At 58.4% G+C, this 23841-nt stretch carries 25 protein-coding genes; 16 read left to right on the forward strand and 9 right to left on the reverse strand.

The features are described 5' to 3' along the window. The 11 genes from BOSE62_RS13560 to BOSE62_RS13610 all read left to right on the forward strand — a co-directional run bounded on the left by BOSE62_RS13560 (position 1) and on the right by BOSE62_RS13610 (position 9825). On the forward strand, positions 1-1818 hold the full coding sequence (locus BOSE62_RS13560; protein WP_159647078.1) for a DUF885 domain-containing protein: 1818 nt from the start codon (positions 1-3) through the stop codon (positions 1816-1818). A 275-nt stretch (positions 1819-2093) separates the two neighbouring features. Beyond that, positions 2094-2936 (forward strand): DUF6597 domain-containing transcriptional factor, encoded by an 843-nt coding sequence (locus BOSE62_RS13565; RefSeq protein ID WP_159647080.1) that lies wholly within the window; start codon positions 2094-2096, stop codon positions 2934-2936. A 127-nt stretch (positions 2937-3063) separates the two neighbouring features. Next, positions 3064-3519 (forward strand): SUF system Fe-S cluster assembly regulator, encoded by a 456-nt coding sequence (locus tag BOSE62_RS13570; RefSeq protein WP_159647082.1) that lies wholly within the window; start codon positions 3064-3066, stop codon positions 3517-3519. Between the two features lie 47 nt (positions 3520-3566). Then, on the forward strand, positions 3567-5027 hold the full coding sequence (gene sufB, locus BOSE62_RS13575) for a Fe-S cluster assembly protein SufB (protein ID WP_159648053.1): 1461 nt from the start codon (positions 3567-3569) through the stop codon (positions 5025-5027). After that, positions 5027-5344: a hypothetical protein gene (locus tag BOSE62_RS13580; RefSeq protein ID WP_159647084.1), complete on the forward strand. Its 318-nt coding sequence runs from the start codon at positions 5027-5029 to the stop codon at positions 5342-5344. The genes sufB and BOSE62_RS13580 overlap by 1 nt, the downstream gene beginning before the upstream one ends. After that, positions 5341-5823: a hypothetical protein gene (locus BOSE62_RS13585; RefSeq protein WP_159647086.1), complete on the forward strand. Its 483-nt coding sequence runs from the start codon at positions 5341-5343 to the stop codon at positions 5821-5823. The genes BOSE62_RS13580 and BOSE62_RS13585 overlap by 4 nt, the downstream gene beginning before the upstream one ends. Beyond that, complete coding sequence (gene sufC, locus BOSE62_RS13590; protein WP_159647088.1) at positions 5824-6573, forward strand: Fe-S cluster assembly ATPase SufC; 750 nt, start codon at positions 5824-5826, stop codon at positions 6571-6573. A gap of 151 nt (positions 6574-6724) precedes the next feature. Continuing rightward, positions 6725-7477 (forward strand): SufD family Fe-S cluster assembly protein, encoded by a 753-nt coding sequence (locus tag BOSE62_RS13595; RefSeq protein ID WP_159647090.1) that lies wholly within the window; start codon positions 6725-6727, stop codon positions 7475-7477. A 118-nt stretch (positions 7478-7595) separates the two neighbouring features. Then, complete coding sequence (locus BOSE62_RS13600) at positions 7596-8807, forward strand: cysteine desulfurase (RefSeq protein ID WP_159647092.1); 1212 nt, start codon at positions 7596-7598, stop codon at positions 8805-8807. A gap of 9 nt (positions 8808-8816) precedes the next feature. Beyond that, positions 8817-9347, forward strand: a complete 531-nt coding sequence (locus tag BOSE62_RS13605; RefSeq protein WP_159647094.1) for an SUF system Fe-S cluster assembly protein — start codon at positions 8817-8819, stop codon at positions 9345-9347. A gap of 115 nt (positions 9348-9462) precedes the next feature. After that, the gene (locus tag BOSE62_RS13610) at positions 9463-9825 is read left to right on the forward strand and encodes a HesB/IscA family protein (protein ID WP_159647096.1); all 363 of its coding nucleotides are present in this window, start codon (positions 9463-9465) and stop codon (positions 9823-9825) included. Positions 9826-9843: 18 nt separating this feature from the next. On the opposite strand, the gene BOSE62_RS13615 is transcribed toward BOSE62_RS13610, so the two are convergent. From BOSE62_RS13615 to BOSE62_RS13650, 8 genes are all read right to left on the reverse strand, one after another. Continuing rightward, positions 9844-10917: a cupin-like domain-containing protein gene (locus BOSE62_RS13615; protein ID WP_159647098.1), complete on the reverse strand. Its 1074-nt coding sequence runs from the start codon at positions 10915-10917 to the stop codon at positions 9844-9846. 143 nt (positions 10918-11060) lie between these two features. Further along, positions 11061-11990 (reverse strand): electron transfer flavoprotein subunit alpha/FixB family protein, encoded by a 930-nt coding sequence (locus BOSE62_RS13620; protein ID WP_159647100.1) that lies wholly within the window; start codon positions 11988-11990, stop codon positions 11061-11063. Then, positions 11990-12736 carry an electron transfer flavoprotein subunit beta/FixA family protein gene (locus BOSE62_RS13625; protein WP_159647102.1) on the reverse strand — a complete coding sequence of 249 codons (747 nt, stop codon included), beginning with the start codon at positions 12734-12736 and terminating at the stop codon, positions 11990-11992. The genes BOSE62_RS13620 and BOSE62_RS13625 overlap by 1 nt, the downstream gene beginning before the upstream one ends. Positions 12737-12997: 261 nt before the next feature. Then, entirely contained in the window at positions 12998-14197 is a 1200-nt protein-coding gene (gene sucC, locus BOSE62_RS13630; protein ID WP_159647103.1) for an ADP-forming succinate--CoA ligase subunit beta, read from the reverse strand. Between the two features lie 159 nt (positions 14198-14356). Continuing rightward, positions 14357-14872, reverse strand: a complete 516-nt coding sequence (locus tag BOSE62_RS13635; RefSeq protein WP_159647105.1) for a GNAT family N-acetyltransferase — start codon at positions 14870-14872, stop codon at positions 14357-14359. Between the two features lie 13 nt (positions 14873-14885). Next, positions 14886-15200, reverse strand: a complete 315-nt coding sequence (locus tag BOSE62_RS13640; RefSeq protein WP_159647107.1) for a hypothetical protein — start codon at positions 15198-15200, stop codon at positions 14886-14888. After that, positions 15197-15730: an inorganic diphosphatase gene (ppa, locus tag BOSE62_RS13645; RefSeq protein ID WP_159647109.1), complete on the reverse strand. Its 534-nt coding sequence runs from the start codon at positions 15728-15730 to the stop codon at positions 15197-15199. Before ppa ends, BOSE62_RS13640 begins: the two co-directional genes overlap by 4 nt. 14 nt (positions 15731-15744) lie before the next feature. After that, the gene (locus tag BOSE62_RS13650) at positions 15745-17685 is read right to left on the reverse strand and encodes a M61 family metallopeptidase (protein ID WP_159647111.1); all 1941 of its coding nucleotides are present in this window, start codon (positions 17683-17685) and stop codon (positions 15745-15747) included. 119 nt (positions 17686-17804) lie between these two features. Here BOSE62_RS13650 and hisS point away from each other — a divergent pair, with 119 nt between their 5' ends. The 4 genes from hisS to BOSE62_RS13670 all read left to right on the forward strand — a co-directional run bounded on the left by hisS (position 17805) and on the right by BOSE62_RS13670 (position 21950). Beyond that, positions 17805-19136 (forward strand): histidine--tRNA ligase, encoded by a 1332-nt coding sequence (gene hisS, locus BOSE62_RS13655; protein ID WP_159647113.1) that lies wholly within the window; start codon positions 17805-17807, stop codon positions 19134-19136. Next, the gene (gene prfA / locus BOSE62_RS13660) at positions 19133-20209 is read left to right on the forward strand and encodes a peptide chain release factor 1 (protein ID WP_159647115.1); all 1077 of its coding nucleotides are present in this window, start codon (positions 19133-19135) and stop codon (positions 20207-20209) included. The genes hisS and prfA overlap by 4 nt, the downstream gene beginning before the upstream one ends. Beyond that, positions 20202-21038, forward strand: a complete 837-nt coding sequence (gene prmC, locus BOSE62_RS13665; RefSeq protein ID WP_159647117.1) for a peptide chain release factor N(5)-glutamine methyltransferase — start codon at positions 20202-20204, stop codon at positions 21036-21038. The genes prfA and prmC overlap by 8 nt, the downstream gene beginning before the upstream one ends. A 237-nt stretch (positions 21039-21275) precedes the next feature. After that, complete coding sequence (locus tag BOSE62_RS13670; RefSeq protein WP_236554027.1) at positions 21276-21950, forward strand: DUF4167 domain-containing protein; 675 nt, start codon at positions 21276-21278, stop codon at positions 21948-21950. 65 nt (positions 21951-22015) lie between these two features. Here the strand turns inward: BOSE62_RS13670 and ygfZ are convergent, their stop codons facing one another. Beyond that, positions 22016-22750, reverse strand: coding sequence for a CAF17-like 4Fe-4S cluster assembly/insertion protein YgfZ (ygfZ, locus tag BOSE62_RS13675; protein ID WP_159647121.1), 735 nt, complete (start codon positions 22748-22750; stop codon positions 22016-22018). Positions 22751-22803: 53 nt separating this feature from the next. Here ygfZ and pyrC point away from each other — a divergent pair, with 53 nt between their 5' ends. Beyond that, positions 22804-23838: a dihydroorotase gene (gene pyrC, locus BOSE62_RS13680; RefSeq protein WP_159647123.1), complete on the forward strand. Its 1035-nt coding sequence runs from the start codon at positions 22804-22806 to the stop codon at positions 23836-23838. The last annotated feature ends 3 nt before the right edge of the window (positions 23839-23841 follow it).

Genomic DNA, 23841 nt, shown 5'->3' on the forward strand with positions numbered 1-23841 from the left:
ATGAGAAATTTTTTGCTGACCGCCGCGTCTGCCCTGGCCCTTTCTGCGGTCACTGTCGGAACTGCAAGCCACGCGCAGACCAGCGAAAGTGCCAGCGAGGCCAGGGAAGATATCAACGCACAACTGTCCGCTTTTTTCGAGCAATATGACGAGCAGGAACTGGCCCATTCGCCTCTGTCGAAAGCCTATCGCGGCATTCGTGACGACGATTACGGCAAATGGGATGATCCGAGCGAAGCCGCGGCAATCGAGCAATATGAGCGCGGACAGGCTGCGCTGGCGAAAATGAAAGCGGAGTTTGACAAGGACCAGCTGAACGAAGCCGGCCAGTTGAGCTATCGCCTGTTTGAAGCAAGGGCGGAACGTTCCCGCAATGCTTTCCCGTTCCGCCGGAACAGCTATATTTTTGACCAGATGAATGGTGCGCAGAGTCAGATTCCGGCGTTCATGATCAATATTCACCGGGTTGCCAGCAAGGCCGACGCGGGCGCCTATGTCAGCCGCCTCTTCGGCGCAGGGCCGATGATGGAAATGCTGGTCGCGCAATCTGCCGAGCGGGCCGATGACGGGATCATGGTGCCGGACTGGGTGTTTCCCTATGTCATCAACGATGCCCGCAATGTCATCGCCGGCGCGCCCTTTACCGAAGGCGATGACTCACCGATATTTGCCGATCTGAAGAAGAAGGTAAATGCGCTCGATATTGCGGAGAGCGAAAAGGCGGATCTGATTGCCCGCGGCGAGGAAGCGCTGCTCGACAGTCTGAAGCCTGCTTACGAGAAGCTTATTGCCGAGATGGAGCGTCAGCAGGCGATGGCCGGGGACGGCGACGGTATCTGGCGGTTCGAGGACGGCGAGGCTTATTATGCCGAACGGTTGCAGAATTACACGACAACAGATCTGAGCGCCGACGAGATCCACCAGATCGGACTCGACAATGTTGCGCGCATTCACGGACTGATGCGCAAGATCATGGCGGATGTCGGCTTTGAAGGCAGCCTGCAGGAATTTTTCGTCCATCTGCGCACCGGCGACCAATATTATCACACCAGCCGCGAAGATTATCTGGCCGAGGCCAATAGCAAGCTAGCGGCGATGGAAAAGAAGCTGCCCGAATTTTTCGACACGCTGCCCAATGCTCCCTTTGTGATCAAGCCGGTGGAAGCGTTTCGTGAGAAATCCGCGGGCAAGGCCTTTTACCAGCGGCCGGCACCCGATGGCTCGCGGCCGGGCACATATTATGTGAATCTCTACGATCTCAAGAGCATGTCGAAAACCGAGCTGGAGGCGCTGGCCTATCACGAAGCCCTGCCCGGCCATCACCTGCAACTGGCTATCCAGACGGAACTCGGTGATCTGCCCGCATTTCGCAAATTCGGTGGTGTGACTGCCTATTCGGAAGGCTGGGGCCTGTATAGCGAAGAACTGGGCAAGGATATGGGCTTCTACACCGATCCTTATTCCGATTTCGGCCGACTCGGGATGGAATTGTGGCGGGCGTGCCGGCTGGTTGTGGATACCGGAATCCATGACAAGCGCTGGAGTCGCGAACAGGCGATTCAATATCTGACCGAAAATACGCCCAATCCCGACGGTGACATTCGCAAGGCGATCGAACGCTATATCGTCTATCCCGGCCAGGCGACCGCCTATATGATCGGCAAGCTGAAGATACTTGAGCTGCGGACACGGGCGCAGGAAGCTCTGGGCGACCGGTTCACGATGGGCGGTTTTCATGACGTGATCCTGAAAAGCGGCCCGGTACCGCTCGATATCATGGAAGAACGGGTTGACGCCTGGATTGCGGCGAGCCGCTGATCGGCCACCGGGAAAAGAAGCATTTGTCCTTAAATGTCAAAACTATGTGGCGAATATGTCGTATTTGTCCAATCGCGCCGAACCATTAGCGGTGCATAGCGACAGGGCGACCCGAAGGGCTCCTGCCATCGTAATCCGACGGTATCGGAGTTCTTTTCCTTATTGGCCTGACCATTATTTTGGTCAGGCCTTTTTTTTAACTATATTTCTTTGCTATAAAAGCGCATTCCATAGGGAATCTGAACCTGGGGAGGGGCAGATCAAGGGGTCGTAAATTGGTAAGCTTGAGATATTTTGCGCCGGCGGAAGATGTGCGGGACCTCGTTTCGGTCTATTATCTTTTCGAAGATGATCAGCCGCGCTTTGCGGATAACGAGAGGGCCGCGATTGCGCAATTGCGCTTTCTGCTGGAGGGCAGCGCGGTCATAAGTTTCGCCGATGGTAGCAGTTTCTCGCATGAGGGGGCGGTGTTGCAGGGGCCGTCGACCGGCGCAATGCATGTGGACGTGACCGGACCGTTCCGGATGTTCGGAATTGGCGTCTTGCCCGCTGGATGGGCGATCTCGACGCGGAAATCGGCGGCAGAATATACCGACAAGGCGGTCAATGCGGCCGAGGTTTTTACCCAGGAAATCGATAAGAATCTCGAATATCTGCGTGGTTGCAAGACCCCTGAAGAAATGGTTGCCTGGGCAGACAAAGTCTATCGCTCGCTGAAACCGCGGCTAAAGCCGGAAACAGCCGCCTTTACCAAGATGGTCGATGAGTGGCTGTCTTCGGAGCCGTCGCCACCGATCAGTGGCTTGATGGAGCGGTCGACGCAAAGCTCGCGGCAGGTGCTGCGGACGGTGAACAAGCTCTATGGCATGCCGCCGAAATATCTCGCGCGCAAATATCGGGCGCTGCGGGCAGCCCGGGCCTATGCCGAGCATAATGAGGAAGAGTTGCTGGAACTGGTCGACGCCTTTTACGACCAGTCGCATATGATCCGGGAAGTGAAATTCTTCGCCGGCGTGACTCCCACCCAACTCCGTGTGGGTGAGGGCGAAATCGCGCGATTGATCGACCAGCGCGCCAATCTGAAAGGCAAGATCGCCCCGCTGACGACCGAGACCTGACTGGAAGTACTGGAAGCATGTTTTCCGCTTTTGCCCGACCCGGCAAGGCCCCGCTGGACTTGCAATGTTGGATAAATGAGACTAAATTGGTCTTGTTTAAACTTTCACCCTCGGCGAATCGAGAAAAATGCGTCTTTCCAACCTCGCAGACTATGCTGTTGTCCTGATGTCCGCTGCGGCGCGCCATTGCGGCGCGGCGCTGCTCGCGGAAGGGAAGCTGAACGCAACGAAGCTGTCGCAGGAGACTGGTGTTCCGCTGCCGACAGCGAAGAAACTGGTGAGCAAGCTGACCACCGCCGGACTGTTCGAATCGACGCGCGGTATCGGTGGCGGCATCCGTCTGGCGCGCCCGCCGGCTTCGATCAGCCTCGCCGAAATTGTCGAAGCGGTTGAAGGGCCGCTGGCGATTACCAGTTGTACCATTGACGGCAATCACGATTGTATGCTGGAGGACGGTTGCACGGTGAAGCCCCATTGGGGCGTAGTGAACCGGACAATTCGCAAGGCGCTGGCCGATGTCAGCCTGGCCAGCCTGTCGGATTTGCCAGTCGCCCCCCAAATTCGAACGATGGAAAAAGCATGATGAGCGAAGACGTCAAAACATCCGACTATGATGCCGAGCGCGCGGAAATGAACGCCGAGGCGCAGGAAGCGGTCGACAAGGCGAGCACTTACGAGTTCGGCTGGTCGTCGGACATCGAACAGGATTTCGCGCCCAAGGGTCTGAACGAGGAGACCGTGCGGTTCATCTCCGATAAGAAGGGCGAGCCCGAGTGGATGCTGGAATGGCGTCTCAAGGCTTTCCGCCAGTGGGAGAAGATGGAATCGCCGGACTGGGCCAAGCTCGAGATCCCGATGATCGACTATCAGGATGCTTATTATTACGCCGAGCCCAAGGCGAAGGAAAAGCTGGGCTCGCTGGACGAGGTCGATCCGGAAATTCTGCGGGTCTACGAGAAACTCGGCATCCCGATCGAGGAGCAGAAAGTTCTCGCGGGGGTCGAGGGGGCGCGCAAGGTAGCGGTCGACGCCGTGTTTGACAGCGTCTCGGTGGCGACCACTTTCCGGCAGGAGCTGGAAGAGGCGGGCGTGATCTTCCGGTCGATATCGGAAGCGATCAAGGAATATCCCGATCTGGTCAGAAAATATCTCGGCAAGGTCGTGCCGATGCACGACAATTATTTCGCCACGCTCAATTGCGCCGTGTTCAGCGACGGCACCTTTGTCTACATCCCCAAGGGCGTCCGCTGCCCGATGGAGCTGAGCACCTATTTCCGGATCAACGCGGAAAATACCGGCCAGTTCGAGCGGACGCTGATCGTCGCCGACGAAGGCAGCTATGTCAGCTATCTCGAAGGCTGCACCGCGCCGATGCGCGACGAGAACCAGCTGCACGCCGCCGTGGTCGAACTGGTTGCGATGGACGATGCGGAGATCAAATATAGTACCGTCCAGAACTGGTATCCCGGCGACGAGAACGGCAAGGGCGGCATCTATAATTTCGTCACCAAGCGCGGCCTGTGCCAGGGCAAGAACAGCAAGATCAGCTGGACCCAGGTCGAGACCGGCAGCGCGGTGACCTGGAAATATCCCAGCTGTGTGCTGAACGGCGAGGGCAGCGTTGGCGAATTCTATTCGGTCGCACTGACCAACAATTATCAGCAGGCCGATACCGGAACCAAGATGATCCACAATGGCAAGAACACCCGTTCGACGATCATCTCCAAGGGCATCAGCGCCGGTCACAGCGACAACACCTATCGCGGTCTGGTGCGGGTTGGTCCCAATGCGGAAAATGTCCGCAACTTCACCCAGTGCGACAGCTTGCTGCTCGGCGACCAGTCTGGCGCGCATACTGTGCCCTATATCGAGGTCAGGAACCCGACCGCGACGATCGAGCATGAAGCGACGACCAGCAAGATCAGCGACGACCAGATGTTCTACGCCCAGCAACGCGGCCTCGACGAAGAGGCGGCGGTGAGCCTGATCGTCAACGGCTTTGCCAAGGAAGTGCTCAAGGAACTGCCGATGGAATTTGCGGTCGAGGCGCAGAAACTGCTGGCGATCAGTCTTGAGGGGAGCGTGGGGTGATGTTCCGCGCTTTCCACCCTCGTCATTGCGAGCGCAGCGAAGCAATCCAGAGCGGCATGCGCGCCAGCTGGATTGCCACGTCGCCTGCGGCTTCTCGCAATGACGGAGCCGGAAACATCGCTTTTCTTCGCGGCTTTGTGGCTTCGTGCGAGTCAAATTTTGGCGCACAAAGACACGAAGGCACGAAGAGTTTTCCGGAACGCGTATTGGTTTTTATACTCAAAGCATTGTGCACAGTCGTCAGCCCTAGCTTCAACCCCTCCGCTGAAGAGAAATTGCTCGAAGGCGCAGTGGGCCTAAAAGGACGTTTGGTATGATTATCGAACTAATCTTGGCCCAAGCTTTGGCTTCCACTGAACCGAACCAGCTGAGCTCGGACTACAGTGTTTTGGACTATGCAGAATTGTTACAGCCCAGCTTTGACTGTCGCACCAAATATGATGTTAAAAATCAGGCCCTTGATAAGAAATATGAATCACTGGTTCGGAAAGCTTCAAAAGGGGAGAAAATTCCTGAAGATCAATCAAACGCATATATGATGGAAATGTACGCCATAAGTGATGGCATGGAGCGTGAATGCAAAATCAAAGAAGCCAAGCAGCAGATACAGACCAAGGTAGAGCAGCTTAATCCTGACATGCACTGGCAAGAATCTCGTTACCTTGCTGCACAAATATACGGAAACCTAGAACATCTGGATGGCATGCTGAAGATGTTCAAAGCCGGTAACTTCCAAGCACCCCGACTAGTTGCGCCCGTGCCACCCTCTTCTCCCTTGATAAAAGAGAATGACTAAATGCTAAAAATTGAAAACCTCTACGCCACCGTCGGCGACACAGAAATCCTCAAGGGGCTCTCGCTCGAATTGAAGGCGGGTGAAATCCATGCGATCATGGGACCCAATGGGGCGGGCAAGTCGACGCTGGCCTATGCGCTGGGCGGACGGCCCGGTTATGAAGTGACCGAGGGCAGCGCGAGCTTCGACGGGCAGGATCTGCTCGATATGGATCCGCACGAGCGGGCTGCCGCGGGCATCTTCCTCGGCTTCCAATATCCGGTTGAAATTCCCGGCGTATCCAACCTGCAATTTCTGCGCGAAAGCCTGAATGCCCAGCGCGCGGTGCGCGGCGAAGAGGCGCTGACCGGAGCGGAATTTATCAAGCTGGCCAAGGACAAGGCGGCGCTGCTGAAGATGGACATGGATATGCTCAAACGCGCGGTCAATGTCGGCTTTTCCGGCGGCGAGAAGAAGCGCAACGAGATGGTGCAGATGGGGATTCTCGATCCCAAGTTGGCGATCCTCGACGAGACCGACAGCGGCCTCGACATCGACGCGCTGCGCACCGTGGGGTCCGGCATCAACGCGATCATGCGCAAGCCCGACAAGGCGGTGCTGCTGATCACCCATTATCAGCGTCTGCTCGACGAAGTGAAGCCCGATTTTGTCCATGTTCTGGCGGCTGGCCGGATCGTGAAGACCGGCGGGCCGGAACTGGCGCTGCAGCTTGAGAATGAAGGCTATGAAGCGATCGCGGAGGCGGCATGATGTTTTGCGCTAACTCTTTCCTCCCTGTGTCCGCAGGACATGGGGAGGTGGCACGCCGCAGGCCTGACGGAGGGGCGGTTCGCGCATTACCGCTCCACCATGCTTCGCATGGTCCCCCTCCCCAAAGCTTCGCTTCAGGGAGGAAAATGATATGACCGCACCGCTTCCTACGCGCCGCGACGAGGCATGGCGTTATGCCGATCTCAAGGCGCTTGAACCTGTCTGGCCGAAACTGGCCGGCCCCGAGAAAATCATCGTCCCCGCAGGCGAAACCGTGTCGCACCAGATTGCTGAACTGCCGGTGATCGACGGCGTCGGCCTGGTCGATCTTGATGTGACCATCGGAGATAATGCGACGTTCAATCTGCATATTCTCGCGCATAATGCCGACTATGGCCGGATTCAGGTCAGGGCGACCCTCGGCAACGGCTCCCATTTTGAACTGGGCGGCGCGATCCTGGGATCGGGCAAACAGACGCTGGAAATCGTTACCGAGACCGTTCACGCCGAACCCAATGCGACCTCCAATCAGGTGGTGCGCTCGGTGCTGGCGGACACGGCGACGGGCAGTTTTCTCGGCAGCATCAATGTTGCCCGCCATGCACAGAAAACCGATGCGGCCCAGTCGGTCAAATCGATGCTGCTCAATCGCGGCGCGACCGCGAATGCCAAGCCCGAGTTGGAAATTTTCGCTGACGACGTGAAATGCGCCCATGGCGCGACCGTTGGCGAACTCGACAAGCAGGCGCTTTTCTATCTCGCTTCGCGCGGCCTGCCGCCGGCGCCGGCGAAGAAGCTGATGCTGCAGGCGTTCATTGCCGATGCTTTTGTGTCGGTTGATGATGATGCCGTTAGGGACGCGATCGAGGGCAAGGCGCTTGAGGTGTTGGAGGCTTTGTCGTGAGGAGAATTCGCGCTCGTCACCCTGAACTTGTTTCAGGGTCCACTTCTCCAAGCGCACAGGCTGTGTTTGCGGCGCGATGGATCCTGAAACAGGTTCAGGATGACGAGGAAGTGCGATCATGAACGCTCCCGCTATCATACGGACCAGCCACCGTGCCGATTTCCCCGGCATCGGGCCTGACTGGCACTATCTCGACTCCGCCGCCACCGCGCAGAAACCCAAGGCCGTGCTCGACGCCATAGCCCGCGCCTACGGCCCGGATTACGCCACCGTCCACCGCGGCGTCTATGCGCGCTCCGCCAACATGACACTCGCCTATGAAGCCGCGCGCAAACGCGTCGCCGGTTTTCTTGGCGGTGCATCCGAAAATGAAATTGTCTTCACGAGCGGCGCGACCGACAGTATCAATCTGGTCGCGGAAAGCTGGGGCAACAAATTTGTCGGGCATGGCGACCGGATCATGCTGTCGCAGCTGGAACATCATTCGAATATCGTGCCGTGGCAGATGCTGGCCGAGCGGGTCGGGGCGCAAATCGATGTCGCGCCGCTGACCGATGATGGCCAGATCGATCTCGACTGGATCGAAGAGCATTTGACCGAACAGCACAAGTTGGTCGCGCTAGCCCATGTTTCCAACGTGCTCGGGTCCCTGCTCGATGCGAAACGGGCAGCGGCCATCGCGCACAAGGCTGGCGCTAAGCTGCTGCTCGACGGATGTCAGGCCGCGCCGCGTCTGCCCGTCAATGTGCAGGATCTTGGTTGCGACTTTTATGTTTTCTCGGGGCACAAGATTTACGGGCCGACCGGCATAGGTGCCTTGTGGGCACCTTATGAAACACTCGAAGCTATGCCACCCTGGAAAGGGGGCGGGTCGATGATTGACCGCGTGTCTTTTGACGGCACGACTTATGCACCGCCGCCAGGCCGCTTTGAAGCGGGGACGCCGCATATCGCCGGTGTGGTCGGGCTGGATGCCGCGATCCAATATGTCGAGGGCATCGGTCTCGACGTCATTTCGGATCATGAAAATGCGACACTGGCCAAGGCGCGCGAAGCCTTGTCCGGCATCAACTCGGTGCGGGTCTTTGGCCCGGACAAGAGCATGGGCATTTTGAGTTTCGCGGTCGGTGACGTGCATCCGCACGACGTCGCCACTATATTGGATGAAGGCGGGGTTGCGATCCGCGCCGGCCATCATTGCGCGCAGCCGCTGATGGATACTCTCGGCGTGGCGGCAACGGCGCGGGCGAGTTTCGGGATTTATAGTGATGACGATGATGTCGCCGCCTTGGTGGACGGCATCAATCGGGTCAGAAAGATTTTCGGGTAAGGTGACGATATGAACGAAGAACGCAAGATATTGGTGGAAGAGGTCGAGTCAGTTGAGAAACCGAAACTGGCGAAAGTCGAGGATGCGGTGGACAGTCCGGAAGAAAAGGCCGCGCCTGTGATGGCACCATCGCCCTATGAAGCGGAAAGCGATGCGGCGAAGCTCAATCGCAAGAAGGACTATCTCGAAGGCTTTCTCGCGCAGAAACCGACCGAGGTATCGGCCGGAGAAGCCGGTGGCGATATTTACGAAGCGGTGATCGATACGCTGAAATCTATCTACGATCCGGAAATTCCGGTGAATATCTATGATCTCGGCCTGATCTATGGTGTCGAGATCACGCCGGATAATCACGCGATTGTCACCATGACCCTGACCACGCCGCATTGCCCGGTCGCCGAATCCATGCCCGGCGAGATCGAGCTGCAGGTCGGCAGCGTGCCCGGCGTCGGCCACGCCGAGGTCAATCTCGTCTGGGACCCGCCATGGGACCCGCAGAAGATGAGCGACGAAGCGAAGCTTGAACTGGGGATGTTGTAGGATATCCCCCTCCCGCTTGCGGGAGGGGTTAGGGGTGGGCCCAGAGTGGGCCTAAGGCCATCTACAATCCCACCCCCGACCCCTCCCGTAAACGGGAAGGGAGAAGGAGAATGAAATGACCGACACGAAAACCAAAACCCGCGAAATACCCGCCGCGATCAACCTGACGCCCGCCGCGGAGCAGCGCATCGCCGACCTGATGGCCAAGGCGCCCGACGATGCGATCGGCGTCAAACTCTCCACCCCGCGCCGCGGCTGTTCGGGCCTGGCCTATTCGGTCGACTATGTCACCGAGGAAGTCCCGTTCGACGAGAAGATCGTCACCCCCGGCGGCCTGTTTTACGTCGACGGCGGATCGGTGCTCTACCTGATCGGCAGCACGATGGACTGGGTGGAAGATGATTTTACCGCCGGGTTCGTGTTTGATAATCCGAACGCCAAGGGCGCTTGCGGGTGTGGGGAGAGCTTTACGGTTTAGAGCCGGATACTCCTCGATTCAGAAAGCGGTTTCGCTCGGATAGTTCGTGTAAAAATCATTATCGACCGGGAAATTGGTGAAGGACATGCCGATCGTGTGGTCGAGCGCTTCGACATGATGCCACCAGCCTACGGGCAGGAATATCGCTTCGCCTGGACCAATTTCGCATTCCCAGATAGTGGGAGCATTCTCTCCCTGAGCCGTGATTTCCTCGCTTGAGGACCATAAGCTGAAACAATGCTGATGGTTGCGCATTTGGGGTAGGTCATAGGCGGCTGCCATTTTCACCTTTTTGCGTCCGGAAATTTGCAGCAATAGATTGTTGGTCAGGTCATGGTGAAAGGGCGTGATCGTACCTTTCGGTCCCATCCAGAAGAAGCCATCCTGGCCACCGCTTGCCTTGAGCAGTGCGATATCGCCGACGTCCTGCCACAGCGGTGCGAGCGCCCGCTTGTTGACCGTGTCATTATAGGCGGTGATATAGAAATCGTTGCTGCTGTCGGTCTTGCGGAGCAGCTTGATGAATTCGCCAAAAGCTACATGGCGTTTGTAGCGGTCCTTGACCAGTTCATAATCCTCGCCCGACAGACGCTGGCCCTGAAGCTCAATGACATTGTTGCCGATTTTTTGCGCTAGATAATCGAATGTCCAGCGCTTCATCGCCGGCCAATGATCGACAAGTCCAGTGAGCTTGACCGGCCGGTTGCGGTTATGAAAGTCGCGGAAGAATATCTCCGGTTCGATCTTGTCAACGACCGGAATATTGCGGTCTCCGTCCGTTTCTGTTTCGTGCAGCCGGCGATAGATATCCAGCGTCCAGTCGCGCTTGCCGACCCGGTTGCTGATCGTCTTGGCGGCGTTGAAGAGCGGGTCTTTCAGCGCTCGCCTGGCCTCATAATGGGCCGCTTTTTCGCTATAGCCGGCGGCTATGAAGCGCTGCGCGAGGTCGCTGACCGGACATCCGTCGAGAATCGCCTGAGCCAGAACATCGCGCTTGTCCGGGCGGTTTTTGGGAGTGGTGGTGGCTATCATCAAAATGACATAAGCGCGATTGGTGTCAGAAAAATGACGCTGGCGGTTCGGATTAGCCAATAAGAAACCCCGACGCTTTCACGCCGGGGTTTAAAATTTCTTCATCCTGAACTTGTTTCAGGATCGTATGCGGTTAGCGCCAGCCTCTCGAGGGATGCTGAAACGAGTTCAGCATGACGAGTAGACGGAGCGCTGTGTTGACTTCAAACCTTCGAAGTCAATTCCGGCACCGCATCAAACAGATCGGCAACCAGTCCGATATCCGCGACCTGGAAAATCGGGGCGTCTTCGTCCTTGTTGATCGCGACGATGATCTTGCTGTCTTTCATGCCGGCGAGATGCTGGATCGCGCCGGAGATGCCTATGGCGATATAGACTTCCGGAGCGACGATCTTGCCGGTCTGGCCGACCTGATAGTCGTTCGGGACATAGCCCGCGTCGACCGCAGCGCGCGAAGCACCGATGCCGGCGCCGAGCTTGTCGGCGAGCGGGGTGATGACTTCCTCGAACTTCTCGCCTGAACCCAGAGCACGACCACCGGAAACGATGATCTTGGCGCTGGTCAGTTCGGGGCGTTCGGACTTGGCGATTTCCTCGCTGACGAAACTCGACAGGCCAGCGTCGCTGGCGCCGCCAACGGCTTCGATGGTGCCGGAGCCGCCTTCGGCTGCCGCTTTGTCAAAGGCGGTGCCGCGGACGGTGATGACCTTCTTGGCATCCGAAGATTTGACCGTTGCGATCGCGTTGCCGGCGTAGATCGGCCGGGTGAACGTGTCTTCGCTTTCGACCGAGAGAATGTCGCTGATCTGCATGACGTCGAGCAACGCTGCGACGCGCGGGGCGATATTCTTGCCGGTGGTGGTGGCGGGCGCGAGGAACGCGTCATGCGTTTCCATCAGGCTGGCGATCAGCGGCGCGGCATTTTCCGCGAGCTGGTTGGCGAGCGCGGCGTCGTCGGCGACATGGACGGTGGCGACGCCAGCGACCTTGGCGGCCTGTTCGGCAACGCTGCCACAGCTGGAGCCGATGACCAGAGCGTGGACTTCGCCCAGTTGCGACGCGGCGGTGACGACGGCCAGCGTCGCGTCCTTCATGTCGGTGTTGTCATGTTCTACGAGTACAAGAGTTTTCATTAGATCGCTCCCACAGCTTTGAGTTTCGCGACCAGCGCATCGACGTCTTCGACCTTTTCACCGGCCTGGCGAACCGGCGGCTCGCTGACGGTGATGGTGGTCAGACGCGGGCTGATGTCGACGCCGTAATCGGCTGGCGTTTTCTCATCCATCGGCTTTTTCTTCGCCTTCATGATGTTCGGCAGCGACGCATAGCGCGGTTCGTTGAGGCGCAAGTCGGTGGTGACCACGGCGGGCAGGTTCAGCTTGACCGTCTGCAGGCCGCCGTCGATTTCGCGTTTGACGGTTATACTGTCGCTGTCGAGCTCAACGGTGTTGGCGAAGGTACCCTGGCCCCAGCCAAGCAGGGCTGCGAGCATCTGGCCGGTCTGGTTCGAATCGTCGTCAATCGCCTGCTTGCCGGTGATGACCAGCTGCGGAGCTTCTTCTTCGACGATTTTCGCGAGGATCTTGGCAACGCCGAGCGGTTCGACTTCTTCGTCGGTGACCACCAGGATCGCCCGGTCTGCACCCATGGCGAGGGCGGTACGCAGTGTTTCCTGCGCCTTTTGCGGGCCAACCGAAACCGCGACGATTTCTTCCGCCTTGCCGGCCTCTTTCAGACGGATGGCTTCCTCGACGGAGATTTCGTCGAACGGGTTCATCGACATTTTGACATTGGCAAGATCGACGCCGCTGCCGTCGGACTTGACCCGCGGTTTCACATTATAATCTATCACCCGCTTTACGGGCACCAGGATTTTCATTGCTGTTTCCTTTTCCTAATTTCACTAACCAATTAACTTACGTTCACGTAAACGTCAAGTTTTGCGCTGCGGTGCAGCATTCTGATTCTGTCCCGCCCGTTCGAGGGCGGGGAGTGTGGCGGCTTCTGGCGTCATCCGGTGGATGAATCTGCTACCACATTGGGTGGTTCAGGAGGCCGGCTTTATGCCAGCCTCCGAATTTGGTGAACGGGACATGCCCCGCTCCACACTCTCCTCTGGAGGAGAGGGGGTGCAATCACATCAGGCGGCTTCTTTCACCTGAGCGACGATTTTCTTCGCGGCGTCGCCGAGATCATCGGCCGATACGATCGGCAGACCGCTGTTCGCCAGGATTTCCTTGCCTTTCTCGACATTGGTGCCTTCGAGGCGCACAACCAGAGGCACCGACAGATCGACTTCCTTGGCCGCAGCAACAATGCCTTCGGCGATGATGTCGCATTTCATGATGCCGCCAAAGATGTTGACGAGAATGCCTTCTACCGCCGGATCGGCGAGAATGATCTTGAACGCTGCCGTGACCTTTTCCTTGGTCGCGCCGCCGCCTACGTCGAGGAAGTTGGCAGGAAATGCGCCATTCAGCTTGATGATATCCATCGTTGCCATCGCCAGACCGGCGCCATTGACCATGCAGCCGATATTGCCGTCGAGCTTGATATAGGCGAGGTCGGATTTGCTGGCTTCGACTTCCGCCGGATCTTCTTCCGTTTCGTCGCGCAGCGCGGCGAGATCGGGGTGCCGCATCAGCGCGTTGCCGTCGAAGCTCATCTTGGTGTCAAGGACGATCAGCTGCTGGTCTTCGGTGACCACAAGCGGATTGATTTCGACCATTTCGCAATCCATCGCGAGGAAGGCGTCATAGAGTTTCTTGCCCAGCTTCTGCGCTTGCTTGTTGAGGTCGCCTTTCAGCTGCAGGGCAAAAGCGATCGCGCGGCCGTGGTGCGGCATGAAGCCCTGTGCCGGATCGATGGTGATCGTGCGGATCTTTTCGGGAGTCGAATGGGCGACTTCCTCGATGTCCATGCCGCCTTCGGTCGATACGACCATGGCAACGCGGCCACTGGCCCGGTCGACCAGAATCGACAGATAGAATTCTTTCTCGATATCAACGCCGTCGGTGACATAGAGGCGGTTGACCTGCTTGCCGGCGTCACCGGTCTGGATCGTGACCAATGTGTTGCCCAGCATTTCTTCTGCGTTGGTGCGCACTTCGTCGATCGACTGCGCGAGACGAACACCGCCCTTGGCGTCCGGGCCCAGTTCCTTGAACTTGCCCTTGCCGCGGCCGCCTGCGTGAATCTGCGCCTTGACGACATAAAGTGGTCCGGGGAGTTTTTCGGCCGCGGCAACCGCTTCGTCAACGGTGAGCGCAGCATAGCCTGCGGGAACGGCAATGCCGTGTTTGGCAAGTAGTTCCTTGCCCTGATATTCGTGAATGTTCATGGGAAGGGAAAGCACCTTTCAAAATAGAGGCCTTGAAACTTAAGACCGGCGATTATTCGGGTTGGCTAAAGCATAGTCAGCCGCCTATTTCCACCCTGTTTCGTGATAATTATCAGATGTTCTAGTCGGTTTCCCCGGCTCGCCTTGGCGGCAGGCAAACTAAAGCATCAAACGCATGGCACAGCGGCGATTTCCCGGCAGACCATTCTCGCTTTCCGCAGCCAGTATGTCCGCGAGTCGTTTCGGCATTTCGGCCGATTCCAGCGTCTGATAGCCCAGAGTGCGATAGAAATGCTCGTTGAATGGCAGGTCGCGGAAGGTGGTCAGGGTGAGGGCTTGGCTATTCTGTTCAGCGGCAAATTCTCTTGCTGTTTCCATCAGGCGACGCCCGATCCCCTGGCCCTGATAGCCGTCTGCGACCGACAGTTCGATGATGTGCAAGGCGTCGTCGAATATCGTGCTTGTCAGAAAGCCGACGCAATGCCTGTCGGTCACCGCCACCCATACGCTGCCTTCGGCGATGTAAATCCGGTGCGAGTCGGCCGGCATTGGGGCGTCGCCGGCAATCCATTCCAGGCCCGGAACCGACAGGTAGGCCTTCGCTGCCGAACTTTCTATCTCGGGCAGGCTGGGGGCATCATCGCTGGTTGCTGCCCGTATGGAGATGCCCGCCATTGTCGCGCTGCGCCTATTGAACCGCGCAGATCAGTCCCGACGATGTGACGACGCCGAGAATTTCCGGATCCTGCAACGACCGTGTCTCTTTGACAAATTCCTTGACCGTTACCTCACCGGGATCGCGATTCTTCAGCTTGCCAAGATCGCCGAGCTTCCGGAGTTGGCCCAGAGACAGGCGATCCACCATCCGATCTGCCATGCAGGCCGATACCGGCGCGGACAGTCCAGCGCTCATCAGCCCGTTGCGAACCCGGGTTTCGGGGGTGGCGCAGGCCGCCAGGGTCAATAGTCCGGTCATCAGGGCAATGACGCGGAATCTGTTCATTTCTTGCTTTTCGCCAGTTCGATCGCCTCGAGCACGACTCGCCGTGCTTCGTCCGCATCGCCCCATTTGCCGACCCGGACCCATTTTTCGGGTTCGAGATCTTTATAATGGGTGAAGAAATGCTCGATCTGCTGCATCACGATTTCGGGCAGATGGGTGCCTTCATCCACCTTCCGGTAATAAGGGAATGTCGCGTCGATCGGCACGCAGAGCAGCTTTTCATCGCCGCCATGCTCGTCTTCGAGGTTGAGCACCGCGATCGGGCGACAGCGCACAACGCAGCCCGGCATGAAGGGCGAGCGCGCCACAACCAGCGCGTCGAGCGGATCACCGTCGGGCGACAAAGTGTGCGGTATGAAGCCGTAATTGGCAGGATAGCGCATCGGGGTGTGCAGGATACGGTCGACGAACAGCGCGCCGGATTCCTTGTCAAATTCATATTTTACCGGTTCTCCGCCAACGGGAACTTCGATAACAACATTCAGGCTTTCGGGCGGATTATCGCCGATCGGAATCTTGGTAATATCCATGGAAAAGGGAATCCTTATCTGGTTTTTGGTTGCAACAGACGGTCTATGCCGCCTTTTTGATCAACACCCTCTCCGGTGATTTTCTCGAGCGCCGGATAGCGCAGGCCGTCGGAATGGTCGACCATAAAATTGTGATAGGCATCACCATTTTTTGCAAAAATATCGATCATGCCCTCGCGGCCGCGATTCTCCTCGATCGCCTGCTTGAGCGCTTCGTCGCTATAGGCCTTGCCGTTGACCGCCGATATGGTCAGCCCCGGCTTCAGGCCCGCCCGGAATGCCGGACTGTCCCAGATTACCGATTTGATGGTCCCCTTGCTGCCCATTATCAGGCCGATACCATGGCTGAGGTCGAGCTGCTTGCGCCGCCTGTCATTGGCCAGAATATAGGCGCTCGGCTTGTCGACAAAGACGAGCCGGTAGCCGCCGAGGACAAGGCCGTCCTTCGGGGCCTCGCTGCTGGTCCGATAGACCCGTTCCTCGATAAAGGCGTCCCAATCGTAAGGCTGGATCCTGTTCAGCGCCGCGATCACATCTTGCCGCTCGTAGGTAACGACGCCCCAGTCGCCGTTTTTGCCGCCAAAAAAGGCGCGGGCGAAATCTTCCAGCGACTTTTTGCCGCCCGATTCACGCCGGATGATCTGGTCGGCCTCGAGCCAGATCAGCAGTCCTTCGTTATAATAGTCTTCCGCGCGCTGCCAGCTGGTCCATGGCTTGGGCCGCCGGGCCGCGATAATCGGATCATGGGACGTGTCGATCAAGGGGCGCCAGCTGCGTCCGACCCGCTGGTCCATGCCCGCCGCGATCGCCGCGAGGGCGTCCAGCGTATCCTGTTGGGAATAGAGTCCGGATCGCGCGCCCAGCACATAGCCCCAGAACTGCGTCTGCCCCTCATAGACCCAGAGAAGATTGTCGCGCATCGGTTGCCGGAAATCGGGCGTCCACATGCCGGCGGGGCGGCGATATTTGCCATTCCAGGCGTGGGTAATCTCGTGCGGCAGCAGATTGCGCCGGCCCGGCCCGCTGTCCCAATTGGTAAAATATTCGCGGTTCACGCCATTTTCAGACGACCGGTGATGCTCCAGACCGATGCCGCCCATTTCTTCGGTCAGCGCCAGCAGGAAATCATAGCGGTCGTAAGGGTGGCTGCCGAACAGAGCTTCTGCTTCCCTGACCAGTTTGATGTGCCGGGCGATATGGTCCTTTTTGGGCTTCAGGAATTTGGCGTCGTCGGCGACGATGTTGAGATGGACGCGGCTGGTCAACTGATGCGTCTGGAAATGCCGTCCGGCAAAGACCGGGCTGTCCACCAGCGTGTCATAATCGGTCTTCTGATAGATGACGGTGTTGCCGCTGGTCGATTTCGGGCGCAGGGCGCTCGCGGCCTGCCAGCCTTCCGGATAGATGGCCGTCGCCTCGACCGGAATCTGCCGGACATAATAGCCGGCCGGATAGAGCGACACCTGGTGCCAGCGCAGGTTGAGCATCGACGGCGCCATGACAATGCGGCCTTGGCTGCCGGTGGTGGCGGAGACGAACTGGAATTTCGCGTTAATCGTGCCGACATTCTCCGGCACATCGAGATGGAAGGCAAAGACATCGATATCGTCGCGGACCCAGGCCAGCTTTTCGCCATTGGCAGTGATTTCCAGTCCGGTGAGCTTTTCGATCTCGCCGCGCGGCGCGTGATTGCCGGGTAGCCATTCCGGATAGAGCAGGGTGAGAGGACCGGCTTTTGCCACCGGTATGGTCTGGCTGACGCGGAAAATGCCCTGTTCATGATCGCGCGCGTCGACGGTGAGGGTCATGGTGCCGGGATAGGGGATGTCCTGTGGCGCGGGAATGCTATCCTGGGGTGCAACATAGTCCGGCTTGCTGAGGCTTTCCGGCATAGCTGCCGCTGCTGTAGAAATGCCGAGGGTCAGGACCAGACCGAAAATAGCAACCAGGCGCATTCGCACAAATTCCCTTGATGATTGGCGCGTGTAAATGGGGGATTTTGCAACTTTCGTCCAGAGTCCATGTGCAAATAAGCCACTTCCGCTTTGCCGCTTCACTGGCTAAAGCGCTCCCCATGGCAAAGATACAGACACCCCAGCCCGTACGGGGCACCCAGGATATATTCGGCGAAGAGCAGGAGCGTTTCCAGCATGTTGTCGAGACGTTCGAACGCGTGCGGCGGCTGTATGGATTCAGGGGCGTCGAACTGCCGGTGTTCGAACCGACCGCGGTATTCGCCCGCTCGCTCGGCGAGACCACCGACGTGGTGTCCAAGGAAATGTACAGCTTCGAGGACCGCGGCGGGGACAGCCTGACCCTGCGGCCGGAATTTACCGCGGGGATTTCGCGTGCGTTCCTGACCAATGGCTGGCAGCAGCACATGCCGCTCAAGCTGTCCGCCCATGGCCCAATTTTTCGTTATGAGCGCCCGCAGAAGGGCCGCTACAGACAGTTTCACCAGCTGGATGCGGAAATCATCGGCGCAGGCGAAGCGGCTGCGGATGTCGAATTGCTTTGCTTTGCCGACCAGCTTTTGCAGGAACTGGGCATTGCCGATGGCGTGATACTGCAGCTGAATACATTGGGTGACGCGGAAAGCCGGGATGCCTGGCGCGACGCTTTGGTCGAGCATTTTCAGGCGCATCGCAAGGACCTGTCGGAGGACAGCCAGGACCGGCTGGAGCGCAACCCGTTGCGGATTCTCGACAGCAAGGAACGGCAGGACCGTCCGATCGCCGATGCGGCTCCGGATATCGACGCTTATCTGTCGACCGAGGCGAAAGATTTTTTTGCGCAGGTCACCGAGGGCCTGGATGCCTGCGGCGTGGCCTGGACCCGCAACAGCCGTCTGGTGCGTGGTCTTGATTATTACCGCCATACCGCCTTTGAATTTGTCACGGATCGCTTGGGCGCACAGGGAACCGTGCTGGCCGGCGGACGCTATGATGGTTTGATCGAGACTCTCGGTGGCCCCGCAACCCCTGCTGTCGGTTGGGCCGCCGGTATCGAGCGTCTGGGCATGTTACTGGCCGAAGCGCCCGAAGCTTCATTGGAGCTGGCGATTGTGCCGGTGGGCAATGAAGCCACGGTCAAGGCGCTGTCGGTAGCGAACGAACTGCGCAAGACCGGCTTTTCATCCGATATTTTCGGAAGCGGGAAGTTCAAGAAACGGATGGCGCGCGCCAATCAGGCGGGCGCGCTGGCGGCAATCATCATTGGCGAAGACGAGCTGGCCTCCGGCAAGCTGCAGTTTAAAAATTTGGCGACCGGCGAGCAGACGGGGTTGGATATCGCAGAGATTGCGGAAAAAATGTGGGACCTGAGATTTGCCGACGACCTTGATGAGCTCGACTCCGATATTCAGGCATTGGAACAGGATGTGATGTCTTCGGGAGAGAGTGATTGACCACCATCACTCCCCAGAGACTGGCGCAGATAGAAGCGCGTTTTGCCGAGTTGCAGGCGATGATGGCGTCCGGTGATCTCGACAGCGACAAATTTGTCTCCGTCTCCAAGGAATATGCCGAGATCGAACCGGTGGCCGAGGCCGCGGCAAAGGTCAAGAATCTGCGCGACGAGCAAACGGGGCTGGCCGAGATGCTCGCCGGTGATGATGCCGAGATGAAGGCCATGGCCGCCGACGAGGTGGACGGCGTAAAAAAGGCGCTGGAACAGGCCGAACATGCGCTGGCGCTGCAATTGCTGCCCAAGGACAGCGCCGATGACCGTCCCGCGATGCTCGAAATCCGCGCCGGTACCGGCGGCGATGAAGCGGCGCTTTTCGCCGGCGATCTGTTCCGCATGTATAGCCGCTATGCCGAGGATCAGGGCTGGAAGGTCGAAATGATTTCCGCCAATGCTTCGGAAGTCGGCGGGTTCAAGGAAGTTGTTGCCAATATTCAGGGCAAAGGGGTGTTCGCCAAGCTGAAGTTCGAGTCCGGTGTTCACAGAGTGCAGCGGGTGCCGGAAACCGAAAGCGGCGGGCGTATTCATACCTCGGCGGCGACCGTTGCCATTCTGCCGGAACCGGAAGAAGTGGATGTGAAAATCCGCACCGAAGATCTGCGCATCGACACCTATCGGGCGAGCGGCGCCGGTGGCCAGCATGTCAACAAGACAGACAGCGCGATCCGCATAACCCACTTGCCGACCGGTCTTGTCGTGCAATGCCAGGACGGCAAGTCGCAGCACAAGAACAAGGCGCAGGCGATGAAGGTCCTGGCGGCGCGGCTCTACGAGCAGGAGCGCGATGCGGTGCAGAGCGAAGAGGCGGAAGCGCGCAAGTCGATGGTCGGTTCCGGCGACCGTTCGGAGCGCATCCGCACCTACAATTATCCGCAGGGGCGGGTCACCGACCACCGGATCAACCTGACGCTGCACAAGCTGCCCGAGATTGTTGAGGGCGGCGCCCTTGGTGAACTGGTAGACGCGCTGATCGCTGAGGATGAAGCCAGCCGGCTCGCCAATCTGGATGGGTGATGCAGCCGCCGCCTTGCGCGAGGCGGCCCGGAAACTGTCGGATATTTCCGATAGCCCGCGCTTGGACGCGGAATTGCTGATGGCCCACGCGCTGCAGATGGAACGGTCCCAACTGTTGCTGAATCTGCCCGGACTGGAAGCGCCCTTGGAATTTTCCGCTTTGGTCGAACGGCGCCAGCGCTCGGAACCGGTCGCCCATATCATTGGCAGAAAGGAATTCTGGGGTCTCGATTTCCGGGTTACATCCGATGTCCTGATTCCCCGGCCCGACAGCGAATTGCTGATCGAGGAAGCGGTCCGCCTGTTTGCTTCCGCACATCCGCAGCGCATCGCAGATCTGGGCACGGGCAGCGGCGCGCTGCTGCTCGCGGCGCTGCATGAATTTCCGGAAAGCCGGGGGCTGGCCATGGATGCCAGCGCGGCCGCGCTGCAGGTCGCCCACGAGAATGCGGATGCGCTCGGACTGGCCGATCGTGCCCGTTTCCTGTTGCTCGACTGGACCTCGGCAGACTGGGCGAGCGCGCTCGGTTCCGGCTTCGATCTGGTCCTCGCCAACCCGCCCTATATCTCTACCGGTACCCGCCTCTCCGCGGATGTCGCCAGTTTTGAGCCGCATCGGGCCTTGTTCGCCGGTGCCGAGGGGCTGGACGATTACAGGATCATCATTCCGGCGCTGGGAAAACTGCTCTCGCCAAGGGGAATTGCGATGCTGGAAATTGGTTTTGATCAGGCGAAACCGGTTTCGCAACTGGCCTCGGATAGTGGTTATCATGTTGAATTAAAAAAGGATTTTGGTGGAAATGACCGCTTGCTGGTACTCCGCCACTAAAAAGGGCTTGGATTTGACCGAGCGACTCGCTAAGACTTGCTCAGGCCCAGAGGATTTCTGGCTTTTTCCCTAAATCTCTGGCCTGCCCCCAACTCGATAATGTTGCTGGTTTTCGGCGTGCATTTGTCTTGTATGGGCCGCTGTGGGCAGGTTGTCCGTAGCGCAATCGCCGCCAGCGTGTGGCTATGACTTGAGAAAGACCAAGTTTATTATCGGTATAAGGATACCTAAAATTTGATGAACAATCGTCAGCCTGGCCGCCGTGGGCGCAGCCGGAACACCAATAACCGCTCGCAGGGTAACCGCGGTGGTGGATCGGATCGCGATAACCGCATCGATAACCGTGCGCGCGGCAACGCTGCGCAGATGCTCGATAAATACAAGAAAATGGCGCAGGACGCGCAGGTTAATGGCGACCGCGTCCAGGCCGAATATTATCATCAATTTGCCGACCATTATTTCCGCGTGAATGCTGATACGATCGCCCGCCGTGAGGAACAGCGGATTGCGCGCGAAGAAGCGCGTGGCGATAACCGGTCGGACAACCGGAATGACAATCGTGGCAATGGCCAGGATGATTCCGCCGACCATGACGGCAATGGACAGCGCAGCCGTTCCCAGCAGACACAGCAAAGCCGTCCGAAACGGGATGAGCGGACTGACGAAGCCGAAACAGCCACGGATGAAACGCCGGAAAAGAAAAAACCGGTTCGAAGCCGCCGTCCGCGCAAGGTTGAAGCGGCCACGGATCACGCCGACACGGCCGAGAAAAATGGCGAGAGCAACGGTCTTGATGCCAGCGCCCTGCCACCGGCAATTTCACAGTCGGCCGAGGTCGAGGTGGAAAAGAAACCGGCGCGTAAGAAACGGGTGACGAAACCCAAGGCAACCGAAGAAAGCGACGCTGCCTGAGTACGCCCGATCAGATTGAGACATGACGGGCATCGCAGCGAAGGCTGCTGCCTGTCAGCTCTCCGTCAAAGCGCCTTTCGCAGCCAGTCGGGCAGATCGAGCGTCTCCAGATCATCGACACGGCGATGTTCGATTGACAGACCAAGGTACGGATAGACGATGCGTTGGCGTTTTTCATCCGCCTGCGCGACCGGTACGACGACAATGCGCCGGTTGACCTTCTGCCGGTAATTCATCCGTGCGGTATTCTCCTGACCGACATAGCAGCCCTTTGTGAAACTGACGCCGTTTAGTTCGGCTGCATTGCACTCCAGCCACAAGGTCTTGTCACTGCCCAATTCCGCAACCCCCTCGGTCACGCCGTATGACAGGCGGTGCTTTCGATAGGCTTCGTCGGCCGCTTTACCTTGCCCTGCTTCGGCCAGCCAGCGATGGCCCAGTGCGGCCAGTCGCGGATCAGCTGGCTGGTTGATGGCGTTCAAGGCCCAGTAAACGCCGAGGCTATCGTCCCGGGCGATCTCGATCTTGCGGCGCAGCCGGTAGAGTTTCAGCCGCTTGACCAGCGCATCGGCCTGTTCTTCCTCGCAGTCGATCAGGATCGCGTCGCCGTCGACCCACAGGATAAAATCGTACAGGACTTTCCCCTGGGCGGTGAGCAGCGCCGACCATTGCGGCGCACCTTCCAGCACATCGGTCATATCCTGTGTGACCAGCCCCTGCAGGAATGCCCGGATATCTTCCGACCCATCGATTGCCGAGAGACGGACGATGGCGCGGTCATTAAGTCTGGTTTCGGTCATGGCAATTAGGTAGGGTGTGCGGAGCCAAAAACCAAGCCTTTGCACGGAGCAATATGACCGACACGATTACCATACGCCGTCCGGACGACTGGCACCTCCATCTTCGCGATGGTGCGATGCTGGAAGCGGTTGCCCCGGTTACTGCAAAGCAGTTCGGCCGGGCGATCGTCATGCCCAATCTTTCGCCCCCCGTGACCAGTGCTGCCGATGCCGCAGCCTATCGGGACAGGATCATGGCAGCCTTGCCCGCTGGCTCCGATTTCACACCGCTGATGACCTGCTATCTGACCGATGATGCCGATGCAGACGACATCGCCGCGGGGCACGCTGACGGTATTTTCACCGCCGCGAAGCTCTATCCCGCCAATGCGACGACCAACAGCGCCCACGGGGTGACCGATGTGGCCCATATCATGCCGGTGCTCGAACGGATGCAGGAGATTGGTATGCCGCTGCTGGTCCATGGCGAAGTGACCGACGCGGAGATCGACATTTTTGATCGCGAAGCGGTGTTTATCGAGCAGATCCTGAAACAGCTGATCGCGAAACTGCCGGATCTGAAAATCGTGTTCGAACATATCACCACCGAGCAGGCGGTTCAGTTCGTTGATAGCGCCGGTCCCAATATTGCGGCCACAATCACACCGCATCATCTGCATATCAACCGCAATGCCATGCTGGTGGGCGGCATGCGTCCGCACGCTTATTGTCTACCGGTGGCGAAACGGGAGCGGCACCGGCTGGCGCTGCGCAAGGCAGCAACGTCCGGATCACCGAAATATTTCCTCGGCACCGACAGCGCGCCGCATGAAATTCACGCCAAGGAATCTGCCTGTGGTTGTGCCGGGATTTTCAATGCACCCTATGCGCTGGAAAGCTATGTGGCGGTGTTCGAGGAAGAGGATGCGCTCGACCGGCTGGAGGGTTTCGCATCGATACATGGTCCGGCATTCTATGGCTTGCCGGTCAATGAAGCGACCGTCAGTCTGGAACGGCGCGAGACAATGATACCGGCCGAGATCGAATCGGGCGGCGCGAATCTGGTTCCCTTTCACGCCGGATCCGTGCTGAACTGGCATATTCTCTAGTTT

Source organism: Sphingorhabdus sp. 109 (assembly GCF_902506555.1).
GTDB lineage: Bacteria > Pseudomonadota > Alphaproteobacteria > Sphingomonadales > Sphingomonadaceae > Parasphingorhabdus.

Excerpts from the sequence above, each read along its gene's own strand:
- BOSE62_RS13560 (WP_159647078.1), top strand. The coding sequence starts at position 1 with ATGAGAAATTTTTTGCTGACCGCCGCGTCTGCCCTGGCCCTTTCTGCG.
- BOSE62_RS13570 (WP_159647082.1), top strand. The coding sequence starts at position 3,064 with ATGCGTCTTTCCAACCTCGCAGACTATGCTGTTGTCCTGATGTCCGCT.
- sufB (WP_159648053.1), top strand. The coding sequence starts at position 3,567 with ATGAACGCCGAGGCGCAGGAAGCGGTCGACAAGGCGAGCACTTACGAG.
- BOSE62_RS13580 (WP_159647084.1), top strand. The coding sequence starts at position 5,027 with ATGTTCCGCGCTTTCCACCCTCGTCATTGCGAGCGCAGCGAAGCAATC.
- BOSE62_RS13585 (WP_159647086.1), top strand. The coding sequence starts at position 5,341 with ATGATTATCGAACTAATCTTGGCCCAAGCTTTGGCTTCCACTGAACCG.
- sufC (WP_159647088.1), top strand. The coding sequence starts at position 5,824 with ATGCTAAAAATTGAAAACCTCTACGCCACCGTCGGCGACACAGAAATC.
- BOSE62_RS13595 (WP_159647090.1), top strand. The coding sequence starts at position 6,725 with ATGACCGCACCGCTTCCTACGCGCCGCGACGAGGCATGGCGTTATGCC.
- BOSE62_RS13600 (WP_159647092.1), top strand. The coding sequence starts at position 7,596 with ATGAACGCTCCCGCTATCATACGGACCAGCCACCGTGCCGATTTCCCC.
- BOSE62_RS13605 (WP_159647094.1), top strand. The coding sequence starts at position 8,817 with ATGAACGAAGAACGCAAGATATTGGTGGAAGAGGTCGAGTCAGTTGAG.
- BOSE62_RS13610 (WP_159647096.1), top strand. The coding sequence starts at position 9,463 with ATGACCGACACGAAAACCAAAACCCGCGAAATACCCGCCGCGATCAAC.
- BOSE62_RS13620 (WP_159647100.1), bottom strand. The coding sequence starts at position 11,990 with ATGAAAACTCTTGTACTCGTAGAACATGACAACACCGACATGAAGGAC.
- BOSE62_RS13625 (WP_159647102.1), bottom strand. The coding sequence starts at position 12,736 with ATGAAAATCCTGGTGCCCGTAAAGCGGGTGATAGATTATAATGTGAAA.
- sucC (WP_159647103.1), bottom strand. The coding sequence starts at position 14,197 with ATGAACATTCACGAATATCAGGGCAAGGAACTACTTGCCAAACACGGC.
- BOSE62_RS13635 (WP_159647105.1), bottom strand. The coding sequence starts at position 14,872 with ATGGCGGGCATCTCCATACGGGCAGCAACCAGCGATGATGCCCCCAGC.
- BOSE62_RS13640 (WP_159647107.1), bottom strand. The coding sequence starts at position 15,200 with ATGAACAGATTCCGCGTCATTGCCCTGATGACCGGACTATTGACCCTG.
- ppa (WP_159647109.1), bottom strand. The coding sequence starts at position 15,730 with ATGGATATTACCAAGATTCCGATCGGCGATAATCCGCCCGAAAGCCTG.
- BOSE62_RS13650 (WP_159647111.1), bottom strand. The coding sequence starts at position 17,685 with ATGCGCCTGGTTGCTATTTTCGGTCTGGTCCTGACCCTCGGCATTTCT.
- hisS (WP_159647113.1), top strand. The coding sequence starts at position 17,805 with ATGGCAAAGATACAGACACCCCAGCCCGTACGGGGCACCCAGGATATA.
- prmC (WP_159647117.1), top strand. The coding sequence starts at position 20,202 with ATGGGTGATGCAGCCGCCGCCTTGCGCGAGGCGGCCCGGAAACTGTCG.
- BOSE62_RS13670 (WP_236554027.1), top strand. The coding sequence starts at position 21,276 with ATGAACAATCGTCAGCCTGGCCGCCGTGGGCGCAGCCGGAACACCAAT.
- ygfZ (WP_159647121.1), bottom strand. The coding sequence starts at position 22,750 with ATGACCGAAACCAGACTTAATGACCGCGCCATCGTCCGTCTCTCGGCA.
- pyrC (WP_159647123.1), top strand. The coding sequence starts at position 22,804 with ATGACCGACACGATTACCATACGCCGTCCGGACGACTGGCACCTCCAT.